15 protein-coding genes are annotated in these 16,057 nt (G+C 64.4%); 4 read left to right on the top strand and 11 right to left on the bottom strand.

Annotation, left to right across the window (positions count from 1 at the left end):
• Window positions 1-19: 19 nt before the first annotated feature.
• Together ABH924_RS14705 and ABH924_RS14710 are read right to left on the bottom strand one after the other, a co-directional pair.
• On the bottom strand, window positions 20-400 hold the full coding sequence (locus ABH924_RS14705) for a RidA family protein (RefSeq protein ID WP_234750793.1): 381 nt from the start codon (window positions 398-400) through the stop codon (window positions 20-22).
• 57 nt (window positions 401-457) lie between these two features.
• Complete coding sequence (locus ABH924_RS14710; RefSeq protein WP_404499886.1) at window positions 458-970, bottom strand: GNAT family N-acetyltransferase; 513 nt, start codon at window positions 968-970, stop codon at window positions 458-460.
• 299 nt (window positions 971-1,269) lie between these two features.
• On the opposite strand from ABH924_RS14710, the gene ABH924_RS14715 reads away from it, so the two are divergent.
• Window positions 1,270-2,619, top strand: coding sequence for an LLM class flavin-dependent oxidoreductase (locus ABH924_RS14715; protein WP_404499888.1), 1,350 nt, complete (start codon window positions 1,270-1,272; stop codon window positions 2,617-2,619).
• A 23-nt stretch (window positions 2,620-2,642) separates the two neighbouring features.
• On the opposite strand, the gene ABH924_RS14720 is transcribed toward ABH924_RS14715, so the two are convergent.
• From ABH924_RS14720 to ABH924_RS14760, 9 genes are all read right to left on the bottom strand, one after another.
• The gene (locus ABH924_RS14720) at window positions 2,643-3,842 is read right to left on the bottom strand and encodes an AAA family ATPase (RefSeq protein WP_404499890.1); all 1,200 of its coding nucleotides are present in this window, start codon (window positions 3,840-3,842) and stop codon (window positions 2,643-2,645) included.
• Window positions 3,843-3,858: 16 nt separating this feature from the next.
• The gene (locus tag ABH924_RS14725) at window positions 3,859-4,686 is read right to left on the bottom strand and encodes an inositol monophosphatase family protein (protein ID WP_404499892.1); all 828 of its coding nucleotides are present in this window, start codon (window positions 4,684-4,686) and stop codon (window positions 3,859-3,861) included.
• Window positions 4,683-6,938 carry an NAD-dependent DNA ligase LigA gene (ligA, locus tag ABH924_RS14730; RefSeq protein ID WP_404499894.1) on the bottom strand — a complete coding sequence of 752 codons (2,256 nt, stop codon included), beginning with the start codon at window positions 6,936-6,938 and terminating at the stop codon, window positions 4,683-4,685. Before ligA ends, ABH924_RS14725 begins: the two co-directional genes overlap by 4 nt.
• 57 nt (window positions 6,939-6,995) lie before the next feature.
• Complete coding sequence (locus tag ABH924_RS14735; RefSeq protein ID WP_404499896.1) at window positions 6,996-7,607, bottom strand: hypothetical protein; 612 nt, start codon at window positions 7,605-7,607, stop codon at window positions 6,996-6,998.
• 142 nt (window positions 7,608-7,749) lie between these two features.
• A complete protein-coding gene (locus ABH924_RS14740) occupies window positions 7,750-8,508 on the bottom strand; it encodes a PP2C family protein-serine/threonine phosphatase (RefSeq protein WP_404499898.1) in 759 nt (252 codons plus the stop codon).
• Between the two features lie 2 nt (window positions 8,509-8,510).
• Window positions 8,511-9,674: an adenylate/guanylate cyclase domain-containing protein gene (locus tag ABH924_RS14745; RefSeq protein WP_234750800.1), complete on the bottom strand. Its 1,164-nt coding sequence runs from the start codon at window positions 9,672-9,674 to the stop codon at window positions 8,511-8,513.
• Entirely contained in the window at window positions 9,664-10,299 is a 636-nt protein-coding gene (locus ABH924_RS14750; RefSeq protein ID WP_234750801.1) for a PH domain-containing protein, read from the bottom strand. The genes ABH924_RS14745 and ABH924_RS14750 overlap by 11 nt, the downstream gene beginning before the upstream one ends.
• Window positions 10,292-11,200: a biotin--[acetyl-CoA-carboxylase] ligase gene (locus ABH924_RS14755; protein ID WP_404499901.1), complete on the bottom strand. Its 909-nt coding sequence runs from the start codon at window positions 11,198-11,200 to the stop codon at window positions 10,292-10,294. The genes ABH924_RS14750 and ABH924_RS14755 overlap by 8 nt, the downstream gene beginning before the upstream one ends.
• 47 nt (window positions 11,201-11,247) lie before the next feature.
• Entirely contained in the window at window positions 11,248-12,162 is a 915-nt protein-coding gene (locus ABH924_RS14760; protein ID WP_404499903.1) for an SDR family oxidoreductase, read from the bottom strand.
• A 211-nt stretch (window positions 12,163-12,373) separates the two neighbouring features.
• Between ABH924_RS14760 and ABH924_RS14765 the strand changes: the two genes are divergently transcribed.
• From ABH924_RS14765 to ABH924_RS14775, 3 genes are all read left to right on the top strand, one after another.
• The gene (locus ABH924_RS14765) at window positions 12,374-13,957 is read left to right on the top strand and encodes an acyl-CoA carboxylase subunit beta (protein ID WP_404499905.1); all 1,584 of its coding nucleotides are present in this window, start codon (window positions 12,374-12,376) and stop codon (window positions 13,955-13,957) included.
• Window positions 13,958-13,986: 29 nt separating this feature from the next.
• The gene (locus ABH924_RS14770; RefSeq protein WP_234751055.1) at window positions 13,987-14,193 is read left to right on the top strand and encodes an acyl-CoA carboxylase subunit epsilon; all 207 of its coding nucleotides are present in this window, start codon (window positions 13,987-13,989) and stop codon (window positions 14,191-14,193) included.
• Window positions 14,194-14,334: 141 nt separating this feature from the next.
• A complete protein-coding gene (locus ABH924_RS14775; protein WP_404499907.1) occupies window positions 14,335-16,020 on the top strand; it encodes a DUF885 domain-containing protein in 1,686 nt (561 codons plus the stop codon).
• The last annotated feature ends 37 nt before the right edge of the window (window positions 16,021-16,057 follow it).

Consider the following 16,057-nt stretch of genomic DNA (forward strand, 5'->3'; position numbering starts at 1 on the left):
TGCGAGTCAGTTGGGCTTCTTAGGCGCTTTTCTGGGCTACCAGTTCGATTTCGACCAGCATTTCCGGGTCGAGGAACGGCAGGACATGGACCAGGGATAGGGTGGGACGGATCTCGCCGAAGACTTCGCCGTGCGCGCGGCCGGCGTCTTCCCACTTGCTGATGTCGGTCAGGTAGAGCTTGGACTGCACGACGTCCTCGTAGGCGAACCCGGCGTCGGCCAGGACCGCACCCAGCTTTTCGAGGATGTATTTGGTCTGCGAGTAGAAGTCGTCGCCGACTATGCCATCAGGCCCGGACGCCGCCGTGGCCGAAATGAAGAGTGTGTTGTCCACCTGGACCGCACGGGAATATCCAAGGGTCTGTTCCCAGACCGAGCCCGTGCCGAATGTCTTGCGCATGCCGCGCCTTTCTCAGTTTCCGCACCCGGCCCGATGACCGGGGTTTACGAGGAAACTTTATGGCTGGCGGACATCCTGCCGGTAAACGAACAGCTTTATGTCGGTCCCGGGAACAAACCAATCACGCTCCGGCTCGCGCTCGAATCCGGTCTTGGCGTAGAGGGCATTGGCGCTTTCCCACGTGGCGCCCGTCGTGAGGGAAACGGCGTTGATGCCATCCATGGAGCGGGCTTGGTCGACTACCGCCTGAACGAGGGCGCGTCCCGCGCCCGAGCGCTGCACGTCCGGGTCAACTACCAAGGTGCGCATTTCGAGTTCGTCCGGAAGGCCAATGTCCGAAAAGTCGCCTCCGGCCTTGGCTGACGTGACGGAGCCGATGACCTGCCCATCCCGCTCGGCGACGAAAACGTCGGCATACCGGGCACGGCCGGCCACATCGCGCAGCTTCTCCAGGTACGGGTGGTCCGGGCTGCCGTAGTAGCCAGCGGTCACGTAAGACGCCATCGTGATACGGGCTACGGCGTCGTAGTCTTCGGGCAGGGCGGGACGGACGGTAATCTGCGAATGCACTGATCCATGGTAGTCGCGTCCGCAGGGGCCGGGGTGCCAAACCGGCGTTTCCGTGACCGAACTATCACCCTTGACCCGACGCTCGCTCATATTTACGTGAGCGAGCGTCGGAGGAAAACCCCACATAAGTGAGCGCGCGTCGGGGGCGCCTCAAACATTGCTTCGCGTGGCGCCAGATTGAGTCCGGTTTCGGGCTGTGAAGCCCCGTTTCCTGCTGTTGCGGGAAGATTTCACGGTGCTGGCGCGGGGCGGGTGTCGCGTGGTTGATTGGCGGCCAGGACACAACGAAAGGACCCCGCATGAGCCCCCAGCAACGCACACTCCACCTCAACGCATTCCTCATGAGCACCGGCCATCACGAGGCTTCGTGGCGCCTGCCCGAAAGCAACCCGCGCGCCAGCACGGACATCCGGCACTACCAAAACCTCGCACAAATCGCCGAGCGCGGCACGTTCGACTCCATCTTCTTCGCCGATTCGCCCGTGATCTTCGGCGACGTCGGACGCCGTCCTGCGGGCAAGCTGGAACCGACGGTGCTGCTCACCGCGATTGCGGCTGCGACCGAAAAGATCGGTCTCATCGCCACGGCGTCTACCACGTACAACGATCCCTTCAACCTGGCCCGGCGCTTCGCTTCGGTGGACTTCGTCAGTGGCGGTAGGGCGGGCTGGAACGTGGTGACCACAGCCGGACCGGAAGCAGCACGCAACTTCGGCATAGACGATCAGCCCGCCCATGCCACCCGCTATGAACGGGCGGCCGAGTTCCTGGAGGTGGCCGCCAAGCTCTGGGACAGTTGGGAGGACGACGCCGTGCTTGCGGACAAGGAAGCCGGCGTCTGGGCGGACTCCGCCAAAGTCCGGCCCATCAACCACGTGGGCAAGCATTTCCGGGTTCAGGGGCCGCTCAATGTGCCGCGCTCACCCCAGGGCCATCCCCTGATTGTCCAGGCGGGCTCTTCCGAGAACGGCAAGGGCCTGGCGGCGAGGTATGCCGAGGCCGTGTTCACCGCCCAGCAAACCTTGGAAGACGCACAGGCGTTCTACGCTGATCTCAAGGCCCGGACGGTCGCACTTGGCCGGCCGGCTGAGAGCATCATTATCCTGCCGGGAATTGTCCCGGTGATCGGGTCCACGCAAGCCGAAGCGCTCCGCCTGGAACGTGAACTGGATGAGCTGATCCGCCCCGAATACGCGAGGGCCGAGCTGGCCAAGACGCTCCGCGTGAAGCCTGAAGACCTGCACCTGGACCGGCAGCTCCCCGCGGACCTCCCGGACGAGGACTCCATCGAAGGAGCGAAGAGCCGCTATACCCTCATTGTGGAGCTGGCCCGCCGCGAAAAACTCACGGTGCGCCAGCTGATCGGCAGGCTGGGAGGCGGCCGCGGCCACCTGACCTTCGCGGGAACCCCGGAGCAAGTGGCCGACGCGATCCAGCTGTGGTTCGAATACGGCGCGGCCGACGGCTTCAACATCATGCCGGCAGTGTTGCCCTCAGGCCTTGAGACCTTTGTTGACCAGGTGGTGCCGGTGCTGCGCCAGCGGGGCCTGTTCCGCAGCGAATACACGGGCAGCACGCTGCGGGAACACTACGGATTGGAACGCCCCGCCAACCGTTACGCGGAGGTGGGGTCGCTCGCCGGAGCCTGACATCAGGATGTTCGGTGCACGAGTCACCGGCGGGGCCAGTTCCAGGGCGGTCCTTCCAATGCACCGAGGTCCTTGATCCTTGTCTCCCCCAGGTCCTTGTACAGCTCATGCTGATGAACGCGTCCGCTCTCCCGCAAGGCAGCGATCAGGGGCGCAGAGTGGGAGACCACAATCAGCTGGCTGCGCTCACCGGCTTGAACGATGAGCTGGGCCAGCGCCGGCATCAGATCCACATGCAGACTGGTTTCCGGCTCGTTGAGCACCATGAGCTCCGGCGGCCTCGGCGTCAGAAGTGCCGCAACCAACATGAGGTAGCGGAGTGTGCCATCGGACAGTTCGGCGGCCGCCATGGCCCGAAGCATGCCGGGCTGTTGGAGTTCGACGCTGAAGCGACCATCGACGACGGCGATCCGCAGCCTACTGCCTGGGAAAGCGCTGCCGATCGCGTCGTCGAGCAACCCGTCCTGGCCGGTTTCGCGGAGTGTCTGCAAGGCTGCCGCAAGATCACTTCCAGAATGGTGGAGGACGGGAGTCCTGGTGCCGATTTGCGACCGACGGGCTGGAGCTTCATGGTCGGTACGGAAGTGGTCATAGAAGCGCCAAGACCGCACGATGTCCCGGACCCTGAGTACCTCCGGGGCCCTGTCCTGGTCAGAGACTTCTGTGAGCATGCTTTCGTAAGCGTGCAGGCGACGGGACAGTTCCACCCATTCGCCTTTCTCGCCTCTCAGCCGGGCAACGGCCCCTTTGCGGTCCACTAGCACCGACCCGGGCCTGGCTACAGGGCCGGAAAACACCTGCTCTCGTTTGATCTCCGGATCCCTGTTGAACGCAGACGGGACGGACCTGCCGTCGTCAAAAGCGACACCGGAAACGGGCAGTCCCAAGTCGATCAGATAGCCGAAGTCATCTCCGGAGAAACCCAGTTTCAGGTTGACGGATTCCTTCCGGACTGTTCCCTGCACCGGCGCTGCACCCCGCCGCATCGCATCGCTGATGGTTTCGGGTCCGGCCCATAGCGTTGAGCTGAGTCCTCCATCGCGGGCCAAGGAACCCACCACGTTCGCGGAATCGCTCCCGGCACACTCCGACAAGAGCCGCAAAGCACGGTAAAGCGAGGATTTGCCGCTGCCATTGGAGCCGGTGACCAAGTCCAGGCCATGCAGCTCCATGGTCAGGTCCCGGATGGAGCGGTAGTTCGAAATCGCCAGCGTCCGTATCATCGAAGACTCCGCGATCCTAGAGCGGGAACTTGCCCGAGAGCTCAAGGGTTCCCGCGCAGGTCCACGCTTCCAAACGGTCCGCGTCAGTGGGGCCGCCGTCCAGCGGGCTGGTCAGCCGTGGGCGGCGGACCCAGCATCCGGCTTCCTCGGCGATCAAGGCGCCCGCCGCGTAGTCATGTTCGTTGAGCCCGCGCTCTCCGAAGGCATCGTGGGTTCCATCGGCCACGAGACAGAGGTCCAACGCGGCGGAGCCGAGCCGGCGGAGGTCGGCAAAGCCTTCCATGAGGTTCCCGAGCCCCGCGAACTGCTCGGCCCTCGTGGCGGGATCGTAGCTGAACCCGGAGGCAACGATCAGCCCGGTGCGGCCAAGGAGCGGTCCACTCAGCTGGGTGCGCTGCCCGTTTTCCTCAAGCCACGCTCCCTGGCCGCGTGCCGCCGAATAGATCCGTCCCAGCGCCGGGGCGTTGACGACGCCGGCCAGCCAGACGCCGTCGGCATCCGCAACGGCCACGGACGTGGCGTAGTAGACGATATTCCGGATGAAGTTCGTCGTGCCGTCCAAGGGGTCGATGGACCATCGGTAGCCACTGGGCTGCTCGGGCCGGGTGGTTCCGTGCTCTTCGCCCGTGATGGTGTCGTGCGGGCGGGCCGCGGTAATGGCGCCCCGCACAGCGTTTTCCGCCGCGACGTCGAAGGCCGTCACCCAGTCGCCGGCGTCGCCTTTGTTCACGACGCCGAGGTTCCCCGCCGAGTTGGGGCCGGCAGGCCTGGCGGCGAGCACCTCCGCTCCTGCCGCAGCAGCTGCTCGGGCGACAGCGAGAAGCTCCAAAACATCGGCCGTCATTCGGCGGCGTCCGTTTCCGCCGAAGCAACCGCCACGGCGACGGCTGCGTCTTCATCATCCGGAGCCGTGCCCGCGGCGGGTTCCAGGACGCCGTCGAGCAATGCCTTGAAGCCATCCTCGTCCAACACCCGGATGCCGAGCTGCTCAGCCTTATCCAGCTTGGAGCCTGCGTTCTCCCCGGCCACGACGTAACTGGTGTTCTTGGAAACCGAGCCGGCTGCCTTGCCGCCCCTGATGATGATGGCTTCCTTGGCTTCGTCCCGGCTCAGCGTGGGGAGGGAGCCCGTCACCACGATGGTGAGGCCTTCCAGGTTCCGCTGGATGCCGGCGTCGCGTTCGTCAACCATGCGCACCCCGGCAGCTGCCCAGCTGTCCACGATTTCCTGGTGCCAGTCGACGGCGAACCATTCCTTGAGTGCCGCGGCGATGGTCGGTCCCACCCCGTCAACGTTGGCCAGCTCCTCCTCGGAGGCGGCGCGGATGGCTTCCATGCTCCCAAGGGCCGTGGCCAGGGCCCGGGACGCAGTGGGGCCGACGTGCCGGATGGACAGGGCAACGAGGACGCGCCAGAGGGGTTGTGTCTTGGCTTTCTCGAGTTCCTTGAACAGTTTGTCCGTCGTGGCTGTGGGTTTCGAAGGGGTCTTGGCGGTGGCCTTGGAATAGAAGTAGGGCACCAGTTCGAACGTTCCCGTGCCCACACCTTTGGAGCGCTTCTCGCGGTGGATGCGCACCTCGGCGAGATCCTCCGGTGTGAGGCTGAACAAGGCCGCCTCGCTGCGCAGGGGGGGAGTTTCCGGTTCGGCAGGCTGGGTGAGGGCAATGGCCGCTTCCCACCCGAGTGCCTCAATGTCGAAGGCGCCCCTGCTGGCCACGTGGAAGACACGCTCGCGCAGCTGGGACGGGCACGACTTCGCGTTGGGGCAGCGGATATCGACGTCGCCTTCCTTCGCCGGAGCCAGGGGCGTGTGGCAGGACGGGCATTCCGTGGGCATCACGAACTCACGCACGGGAGGATCCTGCTGGTCACGCAGCGCCAATACCGGCCCGACGATCTCAGGAATGACATCGCCGGCCTTCCGCAGCACCACGATGTCGCCGATCATGACGCCCTTGGCCCTGACCACATCCTGGTTGTGCAAAGTGGCCATCTCCACGGTGGATCCCGCCACCTTGACCGGTTCCATCACCCCGTACGGAGTGACGCGGCCGGTGCGGCCGACGTTGACCTGGATGTCCAGCAGCTTGGTGTGGACTTCCTCCGGCGGGTATTTGTAGGCAACGGCCCAACGAGGCACCCGCGAGGTGTAACCGAGGGCACGCTGCGTGGCGAAGTCGTCGATTTTGACCACGATGCCGTCGATCTCGTGGAGGAGGTCGTGCCGATGTTCGCCGAAGTGCTTGATGAAGTCCAGGACCTCCTCGAAGGAGTCCAGGACCTTCAAGTAAGGGCTGACCGGCAATCCCCACTCTTCCAGCAGCTTGTATGTTTCCGACTGGCTGGTGGAGTCAAGGCCTTCGCGTGCCCCGATGCCGTGGACGAACATCCGCAACGGACGTTTGGCCGTTTCCGCGGGGTCCTTTTGGCGCAGGGAGCCGGCCGCGGCGTTGCGGGGGTTGGCCAACGGCGCCTTGCCGGCCTCGATCAGCGCTTCGTTGAATTCAGCGAAAGCCTTGGACGGAATGAAGACTTCGCCCCGGATTTCCACCTCGGAGGGAAATCCGCTGCCGCTGAGCTGGCGCGGGATCTCCTTGATGGTGAGCACGTTGTGGGTGATGTCCTCGCCCGTGGCTCCGTCGCCGCGCGTGGCGGCACGGACCAGCTTGCCGTCGCGGTAGAGCAGGTTCACTGCCAGGCCGTCGATCTTCAGCTCCGTCAGCCACGCAATGCGGGAAGCCGCCGTGCCCAGCTTTTCGACTGAAGCCTCGGCCTTGCGGACCCACGCTTCCAACTCGTCCAGCGAGAAGACATCCTCCAGGCTGTACATCCTCTGAAGGTGCTCGACGGCGGCGAAAGCAGCCGACACCTCGCCGCCCACTTCCTGCGTGGGCGAATCGTTGGACACAAGCTCGGGATGCAGGGCCTCGAGCTCCTCAAGGCGGCGGTAGAGGGAGTCGAACTCGGCGTCCGAAACCGTCGGCGCATCTTCCTGGTAGTACGCATAGCGGTACTTGCGGACGAGGTCTGCGAGGTTTTCGTACTCTTCCCGTACGGCTTCCGTTGGAACTGCGGTTTCGCTCTCTGCTGTGCTCACGTACCTATCTTGCCGCAAAGCCGCGACAAAACAGGGCCCCCGGACGACACGCAGGAATCAGTGCGAGAAGCGGTGGCGGCTCCACAAAGCGAAGGCAATGCCGCCGGCCGCCACCAAAAGAACCCCGCCCATGATGGCGATCACGGCGAACATGTCCGAACCCGGGCCTTTGGTGCCGCTCACCGAGGCAGCCTGGGTGGCCTTCAGCCCGCCTTGGATGGGGGTATTCCAATTGGACGACGCCGACGGCGAGGCGCTGCTCGTCGTCGGGGTGTCCGACGGGGTCGCCGGGCTGGAGGCCACAACAGCCCCCGACGGCGCCATGCTGGGTTCCGGTTCCACCGTCACCTGTGTCATGGGGGCCTGTGCGGGCGCGGGTGCGACCGGGGCGGGTTGGACCGGCACGACGACGGGTGGCTTGGAGGGCGCTGGATCCACGACTTTCGGCTGGGTCGGCGTGGGCTCGGTTGGTGCCGGGTCCGGTGGCGCCACAGGTGACGGCGAAATTTGTCCCTGGCCGGGAGCCACGACGGTCTCGGCGTGGGCCGAAAGCAACGGGAAAGCGCACATCACCACAGCCATGGCAATGCCCGCAAGGGCAACGGAGAACGGGCGTCGCACGGCGGTACGGGTCGCGCCGCCAGAGCGCGCGGAGGAGCGTTGGGTCATGTTTACCTCTGCAGGACGGCACAGGCCGCCCGGAGTTGGGGTGGTATGACCGGAATCTTCCTACAATGTCCGGGCGTGTCGCAAATCCCGTTCCCCAAAAGCGCCTTCGGCAGGAGCGGGTGCCGGCCCATTCGGCGTCGTTCTACTCGATGCTGGCATCCACCACGATCGCGGTGACATTGTCCCGTCCGCCACTCAGCAACGCCCCCTGGATGAGGGCATCCACGGCTTCCTGGGGCTTCTCCACCGTGCTCAGGATCCGGAACATGTGCTCGTCGCTGAGCTCCCCGGTGAGTCCGTCCGAGCAGATCAGCATCCGGTCCCCATCCTGGATGGGCAGCAACCAGAAGTCCGCTTCGTTTTCGCCGCCGGTGCCGAGGGCACGGGTCACCACATGGCGGCGCGGATGCACCATGGCTTCTTCACGCGTGATCTTGCCGGCCTCCACGAGTTCCTGGACTTCCGAATGGTCCACGCTGATCTGCCTGAAATCGCCCCCGCTCAAGCGATACGTCCGCGAATCGCCAATGTTCATGACCAGCCAATACGGGACGCCCATGTGCTCGGCGACAACGACGCCGGTGAGGGTGGTTCCGGCGCGGCCACCCGTGGCATTCCGGATCTGGGAGTCGGCGGCAAGGATGCACTCTTGCATGGAAACAGCGGTCGCCGAGCGGACTCCCGAGGCCAATTGCGGCATGGAGCCGAGGGTCCGTACGCACAACGCGCTGGCAATCTCGCCCGCCTCATGCCCGCCCATGCCGTCAGCCACCGCGAAGACCGGATCCACCGCGATGAGCGAATCTTCGTTGAGTTCCCGGCTGAGTCCACGGTCCGTGCCGTAGCCATAGCTCAACGTGAATCCCGGCTCAGGGGCGGTCGCTGCGGCGAGTGAATTCATTTTCAGTCGAGAACCAGTCCCTTGCCAAGGCCGCGGGCAAGCCTGACGGGGAGGATTTCCCCGAAGCCACGAACGTTCTCGGCCGTCTGCGGGACCAAGACGAAGCGTTCGTCCTGGCCCAGCGCTGCCGCCGTCATCTCGTCCACGAGGACCGTCCCGGGTTCAGCCAAGGCCGTGAGGCGGGCCGCCAGGTTGACGGTGGGACCGTAAATATCGCCGAGACGGGAAAGGATCCGTCCCCAGACCATCGCCACGCGGGCTTCCGGCAGGATTTCGTCTTCCGTGAAGGCCTGGGCGAGCGCCAAGGAGATCTCAGCACCGGCCGCCGGTGTCTCGGCGATGTACAGGACTTCGTCGCCGACGGTCTTGACGAGGCGTCCGCCGCCGATGGAGATAATCTCCGCGCACTTGTTCTCGAAGCGCTGGACCAACTGGGCCAGGGTTTTCTCGTTCATGCGGCGCGACAGGCTCGTGTAGGAGACGAGGTCGGCAAAGCCCACGGCGCGCGCCAAGGGCAAAGGAGCGTCGTCTTCGTCCCCTTCGCGGCCGGCCTCACTGGCCTGCAAACCTGCCTCTGCACGGACGGCCAGACGCTGCACCCCCGCGTTCATCTGGCGGCGCCAGGAGTACAGCAGGATCTCTTCCATGGCATCCACGAGGTTGGGCAGTTCATTGACCAACTGTTTGCGGGCAACGGCGTCGGGAATGCCTTGCTGCATCACCATGTCTTCGATGAGTGCCTCGACTTGCCACACCACCATGCGGTCGGTCATCTGTCCGATGGCGCGCGTCACGGAAATGGCAGCTTCCTCGGTGAGCTTTCCTGCGCGGACCAGGTCAAGAATGGTGGAAAGCGCCGCGAGGTCGCGCTCGGTGAACGCCACGTCCTGGTCGCCGAAGTTGGGGAAACCCAGCGCACGCCACAGCTTGCGGGCTGACAACAGCGAGACGCCTGCGCCCGCTGCCACTTCGCGTCGCCGGAGTTTGCGTTCGCCGCCCAGGAGCCTGGTTTCCAGGGCCTTGATGGCAAGCCGTTCTGCTGACAGGGCGCCGGTTGGCGGGGACACAACGGGGAGGACCCCGGTTGGTGCTTGGTCCACGGAAGGTTCGGGCACGGCGTCGGGCTCGTGGTCCATGTACTCAGGCTCCTGCTCGTCAACGCTCATCTCTTCCACCTTCTCTCATATCCCAGGGCAACGCGGCATCCGGGTAGTCAACTGGTCCAGCAAAACTGTCGAAATCGCCGGCCGCCGGCACGGCGCCGGGGCCGAACCTGACATTCGTCGGCAGCTCGGCCATGGCATCCAGGATGAAACTCCGAAACTTGCCGACCTCCGGAACGTCCGCGAGGACGGCCTCGGCGGGGTGCCCGGTATCCAAGGATATATTCCCGGAGCGCAATATCCGTTGGAGCAGCGATTGTTTGATCCCCACGCTGCGCACCGCGGCCAGCGGAACCTGCCAGTCGCGCCGCCGAAGCATTCCGAAACGGGCAACTATCCGGCCGCTTGTCAGGATGTACCGTATGCCACGCCAGCGGATGAATCGCGGGAGGCTGTAGCCGAGCAGCACGATCGCCACTATCGCCAGGCACGCGGCCACCAACCATTGGGTCCAGTCGCTCGTGATGACCGGAAGCACCTTGCCCGGCCCGCCCTTGACAATCCATGCACAAGCGAACGCGGCCGCAGCGGGTACCAGTATGAACGCCAGGACGGGACCAAAGAGCATCCTGGGCTGCTGCCGCGTGATCACGATGACTTGCTCCCCACGCAGGAGCTCTTTACGCATAACCGCTTTCGGTAGCCCTTAGGTGGACGACGTCGCCGGCGGTCACGACGTGCTCGCGGCCACCATGGTCCACCACTAAAAGGGAACCATATTCATCCAACCTGGACGCATGCCCCACCAATTCGTGGTCGCCGGGCAAATGCGCTTTCACTTCGCGCCCCAAGGTGACCATGACAGCTTCCACCCGCTTGTGCAGGGAGGAGCCGCCTGACAGTCCCGCTGTAGGGTCGCCGTCGGCATTGCAGAAACTGCGGTAGAGCGCCGCGAATCGGGAGAGATAGTTCCGCAGAAGCAGGGTGCGGTCCGTGGTGGTGGCACCTTCAAGCAGGAGGGAGGTTGCCGTGGGGACAGGCAATTCGTCCTCGCCGAGCGTGACGTTGAGGCCGGTACCCAGGATCACCGCTGGAACCGATCCGTCGCCCATCGGCCCCATCTGGGCCAGGATGCCGGCAATCTTCTTGCCTCGGACGAGGACATCGTTGGGCCACTTGATCTCGGCAGGGAGGCCGGCGGTTTCCAGGAGGGTCTCACGCAAGGCCAGCGCGCCCAGAAGGGAGAGCCAGGAGTAGCTCTGGGTCGGGACGGGCAGGCCTTGGGAATTGACGGGACGCAGGACGACCGAAACGGAAATCGCCGAACGCGCCGGAGATTCCCAGTGACGGTCGAGCCGGCCCCGCGCCGCCGTCTGGTGCTCGGCGGTGAGGACTGCGAGGTCGGCCCATTCCTTGGGCTCCGTGGTGACGGCGCGCAGCAGATCAGCATTCGTGGAGCCGGTGGTCTCCACAATCTTCAATTGCGAAATACCGGCGGCCGCGAGGAAGTCGGGATGAAGCAGTGCATCACGGTCCAGGCCCAAACGCGGGGCACGTGGTTCGCTGCTGGCAGGCTGTTCGACATCCATAGACAGAATCCTATCCAGCCAGGCTGGTCCCGGAAGAAGTTGTCCGCTTAGAGGAAGATATCCGGCACCAGCTTCTCCTCCGGGGCACCCAGACTGTAAGGCCTGAAGTCTGAAACACCCGCAGCCCTGAGCACCTGTTCGTCCGTGTAGAAGTTGCCCGAATTACTTGCCGAAGAATTACTTGCCGAACCACCTGAGTCTGCGGTCAGGTGCGCCCCGGTCAGGACAGCGTGGGCCGCGTCGGCCATGATTTCCGAGCTTCGGGCGGCCTGGATGATCTGTGCCCCTCCGGGCATATTTCGGATGGCAGCAGTGTCGATCAGCGTGCAGGGCCAGAGCGAGTTGACCGACACGCCGTCGTTCTTGAGTTCTTCGGCCAGGCCCAGCGTGGTGAGGCTCATGCCGTACTTGGCCATGGTGTACGCCAAGTGCATGCCGGCCCACTTCGGGTCGAGGTTCAACGGCGGGGAAAGAGTCAGGATGTGTCCGTTGCTCGATTTCCGCAGGGCCGGAAGCGCGAGCTTGGACAGAAGGAAGGTACCGCGGACGTTGATGTCCTGCATGAGGTCATAGCGTTTCATGTCAATCGCGTCAGTGCGGGAGAGATCTATCGCCGAGGCGTTGTTGATGACGACGTCGATTCCGCCAAAGCGTTCGACGGCGGCGGCAACCGCCGCGGCAACGTCGCCGTCGTTGCGGACATCTCCCACGAGCGGCAGCGCCTGGCCGCCGGCTGCTTCCAGTTGCTCGGCGGCCGTGAAGACCGTTCCTTGCAGCTTCGGGTGTGGTTCTCCGGTCTTTGCCATGATGACGATGTTGGCTCCGTCGCGGGCCGCGCGGGTGGCGATTGCCAGGCCGATGCCGCGGCTGCCGCCGGACATCAGGATGGTGCGGCCCTTCAGTGATCCACGCGCCTGATACGGAAGGGCAGGGTTTGCAGAAGCATCGTTGCTTGAGGTCATGAGGACACTGTAGCCCAACTATGTTACTGGCGAGTAACATTGCCCAATGCTCGACTTGAAGTCGGAAAATTGTAGGGTTTCTACAGCGGTCTGTGGCTTTTGCGTCATTAGACTAGCCAACAGGGCCCGCACTTTGTACGGATGCTACTTAAGAGCGCATGCCTAACGAAGCAGTGCCAGCGTAAATCAGCTACAGAGCCGGAGACATTTGATGAGCCACGATCTGACAACGACAGCGGGAAAGATTGCCGACTTCCGCGACCGCCAGGCCCGTGCAGAACAGCCTTCCGGCCCCGAAGCGATCGAGAAGCAGCATGCCCGCGGCAAGAACACCGCCCGCGAACGCATTGACCTGCTCCTCGACGAAGACTCCTTCGTAGAGTTCGACGCCTTGGCCGTCCACCGCTCCACCGCGTTCGGCATGGAGAAGAAGAAGCCTCTCGGCGACGGCATTGTCTCAGGCTATGGCACCGTTGACGGCCGCCTAGTCGCCATCTACAGCCAGGAATTCAGCGTCTACGGCGGCTCCCTGAGCCAGGTCAACGGCGAGAAGATCGTCAAGGTCCAGGAATTCGCCCTCCGCAACGGCTGCCCGATGGTGGGCATCAACGACGGCGGCGGCGCGCGCATCCAGGAAGGCGTCGCCTCACTGGCCATGTTCGCCGACATTTTCCGCAACAACGTCCACTCTTCGGGCGTCGTCCCCCAGATTTCCCTCATCATGGGCCCGTGCGCCGGCGGCGCCGCCTACTCCCCCGCCCTCACCGACTACGTGGTGATGGTGGACAAGACCTCCCACATGTTCATCACCGGCCCGGACGTCATCAAGACCGTCACCGGCGAAGACGTGGACATGGAAACCCTCGGCGGCGCGCGCCAGCACAACGCCACCACCGGCACTGCAACGTACCTCGCCAGCGACGAAGCCGACGCGATCGAGTTCGTCCGCGAACTCCTGGACTTCCTGCCGTCCAACAACCTTTCCGAGGCCCCCGTCCTGGAGCACGAGCAGGAACTGGAGCTCGACGACGACGACCTCGCCCTGGACACGCTCATCCCGGACTCGGCCAATCAGCCCTACGACATGCGCAAGGTCATCGAGCAGATCGTGGATGACGCCCATTTCCTCGAAATGCAGTCGCTCTACGCCCCGAACGTGATCATCGGCTATGGCCGGGTTGAAGGCCACACGGTCGGGATCGTGGCCAACCAGCCCATGCAGTTCGCCGGCACGCTCGACATCTCCGCTTCGGAAAAGGCCGCCCGCTTCGTCCGCCACTGCGATGCCTTCAACGTTCCCATCATCACTTTGGTGGACGTCCCCGGCTTCCTGCCCGGCAAGGACCAGGAATTCCAGGGCATCATCCGCCGCGGAGCCAAGCTGCTTTACGCCTACGCCGAAGCCACCGTGCCGAAGCTGACGGTCATCACCCGCAAGGCCTACGGCGGAGCGTACATCGTGATGGGTTCCAAGAAGCTCGGTGCCGACCTCAACCTGGCCTGGCCGACGGCCCAGATCGGTGTTATGGGCGCCCAGGGTGCCGTCAATATCCTGTACCGCCGCGATCTTGCCGCCGTCGCCGAGGCCGGTGGCGACGTCGAAGGCAAGCGTGCCGAGATCATCCGCCAGTACGAGGAAGAACTCCTCAACCCCTACCAGGCAGCCGAGCTTGGCTACGTCGACGCCGTCATCGTGCCGTCGGAGACCCGCATCCAGATCATCAAGGGCCTGCGTGCCCTTCGCGACAAGCGCGCCAGCCTGCCCACCAAGAAGCACGGAAACATCCCCCTGTGAGCGTCGACCAGAACCCAGACACCACTGACATGGGGCCGGCCGAGCCGTTGCTTTCGGTGGTCAAGGGAAACCCGACGCCGGAAGAGCTCGCGGCGCTTGCCGCCGTCGTCGCTTCGCTTGGATCGCCGGAGGAAGCCGAGGCTCCAAAACCGAGCACGCGGCACTGGCTGCGACGCCAGCAACTGCGCATGGAGCCCACGCCGGGGCCAGGCGCCTGGAAGCGCAGCAGGGGCTGAGTTCCGTGGTGACCCAACTGAGTCGCATTTAATGTCGTTTTGGAGGCTCAGAACGACATTAAATGCCAGCCAGTTGGGTTGGCCTCCGAGACATCTGCAACAACCCTTTCACAAGAGTCTTGTCGCGGTTAGGCTCGTGGGGTGACTACTCCTAACACAGCTCCGGCACGCCTCCAGACTGCCATCGACGCGGTCGCCGACGCCCACACGGACACCCTCCTCGCCCTCAACCCGAGCCTCGCCACCACCCTCGGTCTGCCCGGACACGAAACCGAATACCAGGACTTCTCGCCTGCCGGTGCGGCGGCGTTCGCCAAGGCAGCACGCCGCACCCTCGACGAGCTGGCCGCGCTCGAACCCACGGACGCCTCCGACGTCGTCAACCTTGACGCGATGCGGGAACGGCTCGGCCTGGCCCTCGAGATCCACGAGTCCGGCTGGGATGCCGCGGACCTGAACAACATTGAGTCTCCGGCTCAAACCATCCGCGCGATCTTCGACCTCATGCCTACCGACACGGCCGAACATTGGGAGCACATCGCCGGCCGCGCGGCCAACGTTGCGGAAGCGATTGACGGGTACATCGTTTCCCTTCGTTCGGCCAAGGACGCAAGGAAAGTCTCGGCGGTCCGCCAAGTCAAGATCGTCATCGAACAGACCAGCAAATACGCGGCCGAAGACGGCTTCTTCGCCAAGCTCGCCTCCGAAGCCACCATCGACGGCCAGCCGCTGCCGGCGGAACTTCAGGAAAAGCTCGACGCCGGTGCCGCCGTCGCGCGTTCCGCTTACTTGCGCCTTGCCGCCTTCCTCGAAGCGGAGCTTCTGCCCTTTGCCCCCGAAAAGGACGCCGTGGGCCGCGAACGCTACGCCCTGGCCTCACGCTCCTTCCTCGGCGCAACCGTGGACCTGGAGGAAACGTACGCCTGGGGCGTGCAGGAACTCGACAGGATCATCGCCGAACAGGAACGAGTGGCCGAACAAATCAAGCCCGGTGCATCCATCGAAGAAGCCAAAGCCGTCCTCGACAACGATCCCGAGCGGCAAATCAAGGGCACCGATGCCCTCAAAGCCTGGATGCAGGAACTCTCCGACCGCGCAGTAGCCGAACTGGCGGACGTCCACTTCGACATCCCGGACATCATGAAGACGCTCGAATGCCGCATCGCGCCTACGGACGAAGGCGGCATCTACTACACGGGTCCCTCGGACGACTTCTCCCGGCCCGGCCGCATGTGGTGGTCCGTCCCGGCCGGCGAAGACACCTTCACCACCTGGGCCGAAACCACCACGGTGTTCCACGAAGGCGTACCCGGCCACCACCTCCAGGTGGCCACCGCCGTCTACCGCCGCGAGCTCCTCAACAACTGGCGCCGGAACGTCTGCTGGGTGTCCGGGCACGGCGAAGGCTGGGCCCTCTATGCCGAAAAGCTCATGCTGGAGCTCGGCTACCTCAAGGACCCGGGCGACCACATGGGCATGCTGGACATGCAGCGCATGCGCGCGGCCCGCGTGGTGTTCGATATCGGCGTCCACCTCGAGCTGGAAGTTCCGGAACGTTGGGGCAGCGGCACCTGGACCTCGGACAAGGGCTTCGAATTCCTCAAGGCCAACCTTCCCATCAGTGCGGGCCAGCTCCAGTTCGAATTCACCCGGTACCTCGGCTGGCCGGGACAGGCTCCGTCCTACAAGGTGGGGCAGCGGCTATGGGAAGAAATCCGGGCTGAACTCGAACGCCGCGACGGATTCGACCTGAAATCCTTCCACACGGATGCGCTGAACATCGGCTCGGTTGGCCTGGATACGCTCAAGCGCGCTTTGCTGGGGTGACCCAACTGACTCGCATTTGTTGTCGTTTTGAACGCTC

The organism is Arthrobacter sp. GAS37 (genome assembly GCF_044908325.1).
In the GTDB taxonomy this organism is placed as follows: domain Bacteria; phylum Actinomycetota; class Actinomycetes; order Actinomycetales; family Micrococcaceae; genus Arthrobacter; species Arthrobacter ramosus.

Coding starts and splice junctions, on each gene's coding strand:
- ABH924_RS14755 (WP_404499901.1), bottom strand. CDS start 11,200: ATGGATGTCGAACAGCCTGCCAGCAGCGAACCACGTGCCCCGCGTTTG.
- ABH924_RS14765 (WP_404499905.1), top strand. CDS start 12,374: ATGAGCCACGATCTGACAACGACAGCGGGAAAGATTGCCGACTTCCGC.
- ABH924_RS14735 (WP_404499896.1), bottom strand. CDS start 7,607: ATGACCCAACGCTCCTCCGCGCGCTCTGGCGGCGCGACCCGTACCGCC.
- ABH924_RS14705 (WP_234750793.1), bottom strand. CDS start 400: ATGCGCAAGACATTCGGCACGGGCTCGGTCTGGGAACAGACCCTTGGA.
- ABH924_RS14720 (WP_404499890.1), bottom strand. CDS start 3,842: ATGATACGGACGCTGGCGATTTCGAACTACCGCTCCATCCGGGACCTG.
- ABH924_RS14725 (WP_404499892.1), bottom strand. CDS start 4,686: ATGACGGCCGATGTTTTGGAGCTTCTCGCTGTCGCCCGAGCAGCTGCT.
- ABH924_RS14745 (WP_234750800.1), bottom strand. CDS start 9,674: ATGAGCGTTGACGAGCAGGAGCCTGAGTACATGGACCACGAGCCCGAC.
- ABH924_RS14760 (WP_404499903.1), bottom strand. CDS start 12,162: ATGACCTCAAGCAACGATGCTTCTGCAAACCCTGCCCTTCCGTATCAG.
- ABH924_RS14740 (WP_404499898.1), bottom strand. CDS start 8,508: ATGAATTCACTCGCCGCAGCGACCGCCCCTGAGCCGGGATTCACGTTG.
- ABH924_RS14770 (WP_234751055.1), top strand. CDS start 13,987: ATGGGGCCGGCCGAGCCGTTGCTTTCGGTGGTCAAGGGAAACCCGACG.
- ABH924_RS14715 (WP_404499888.1), top strand. CDS start 1,270: ATGAGCCCCCAGCAACGCACACTCCACCTCAACGCATTCCTCATGAGC.
- ABH924_RS14750 (WP_234750801.1), bottom strand. CDS start 10,299: ATGCGTAAAGAGCTCCTGCGTGGGGAGCAAGTCATCGTGATCACGCGG.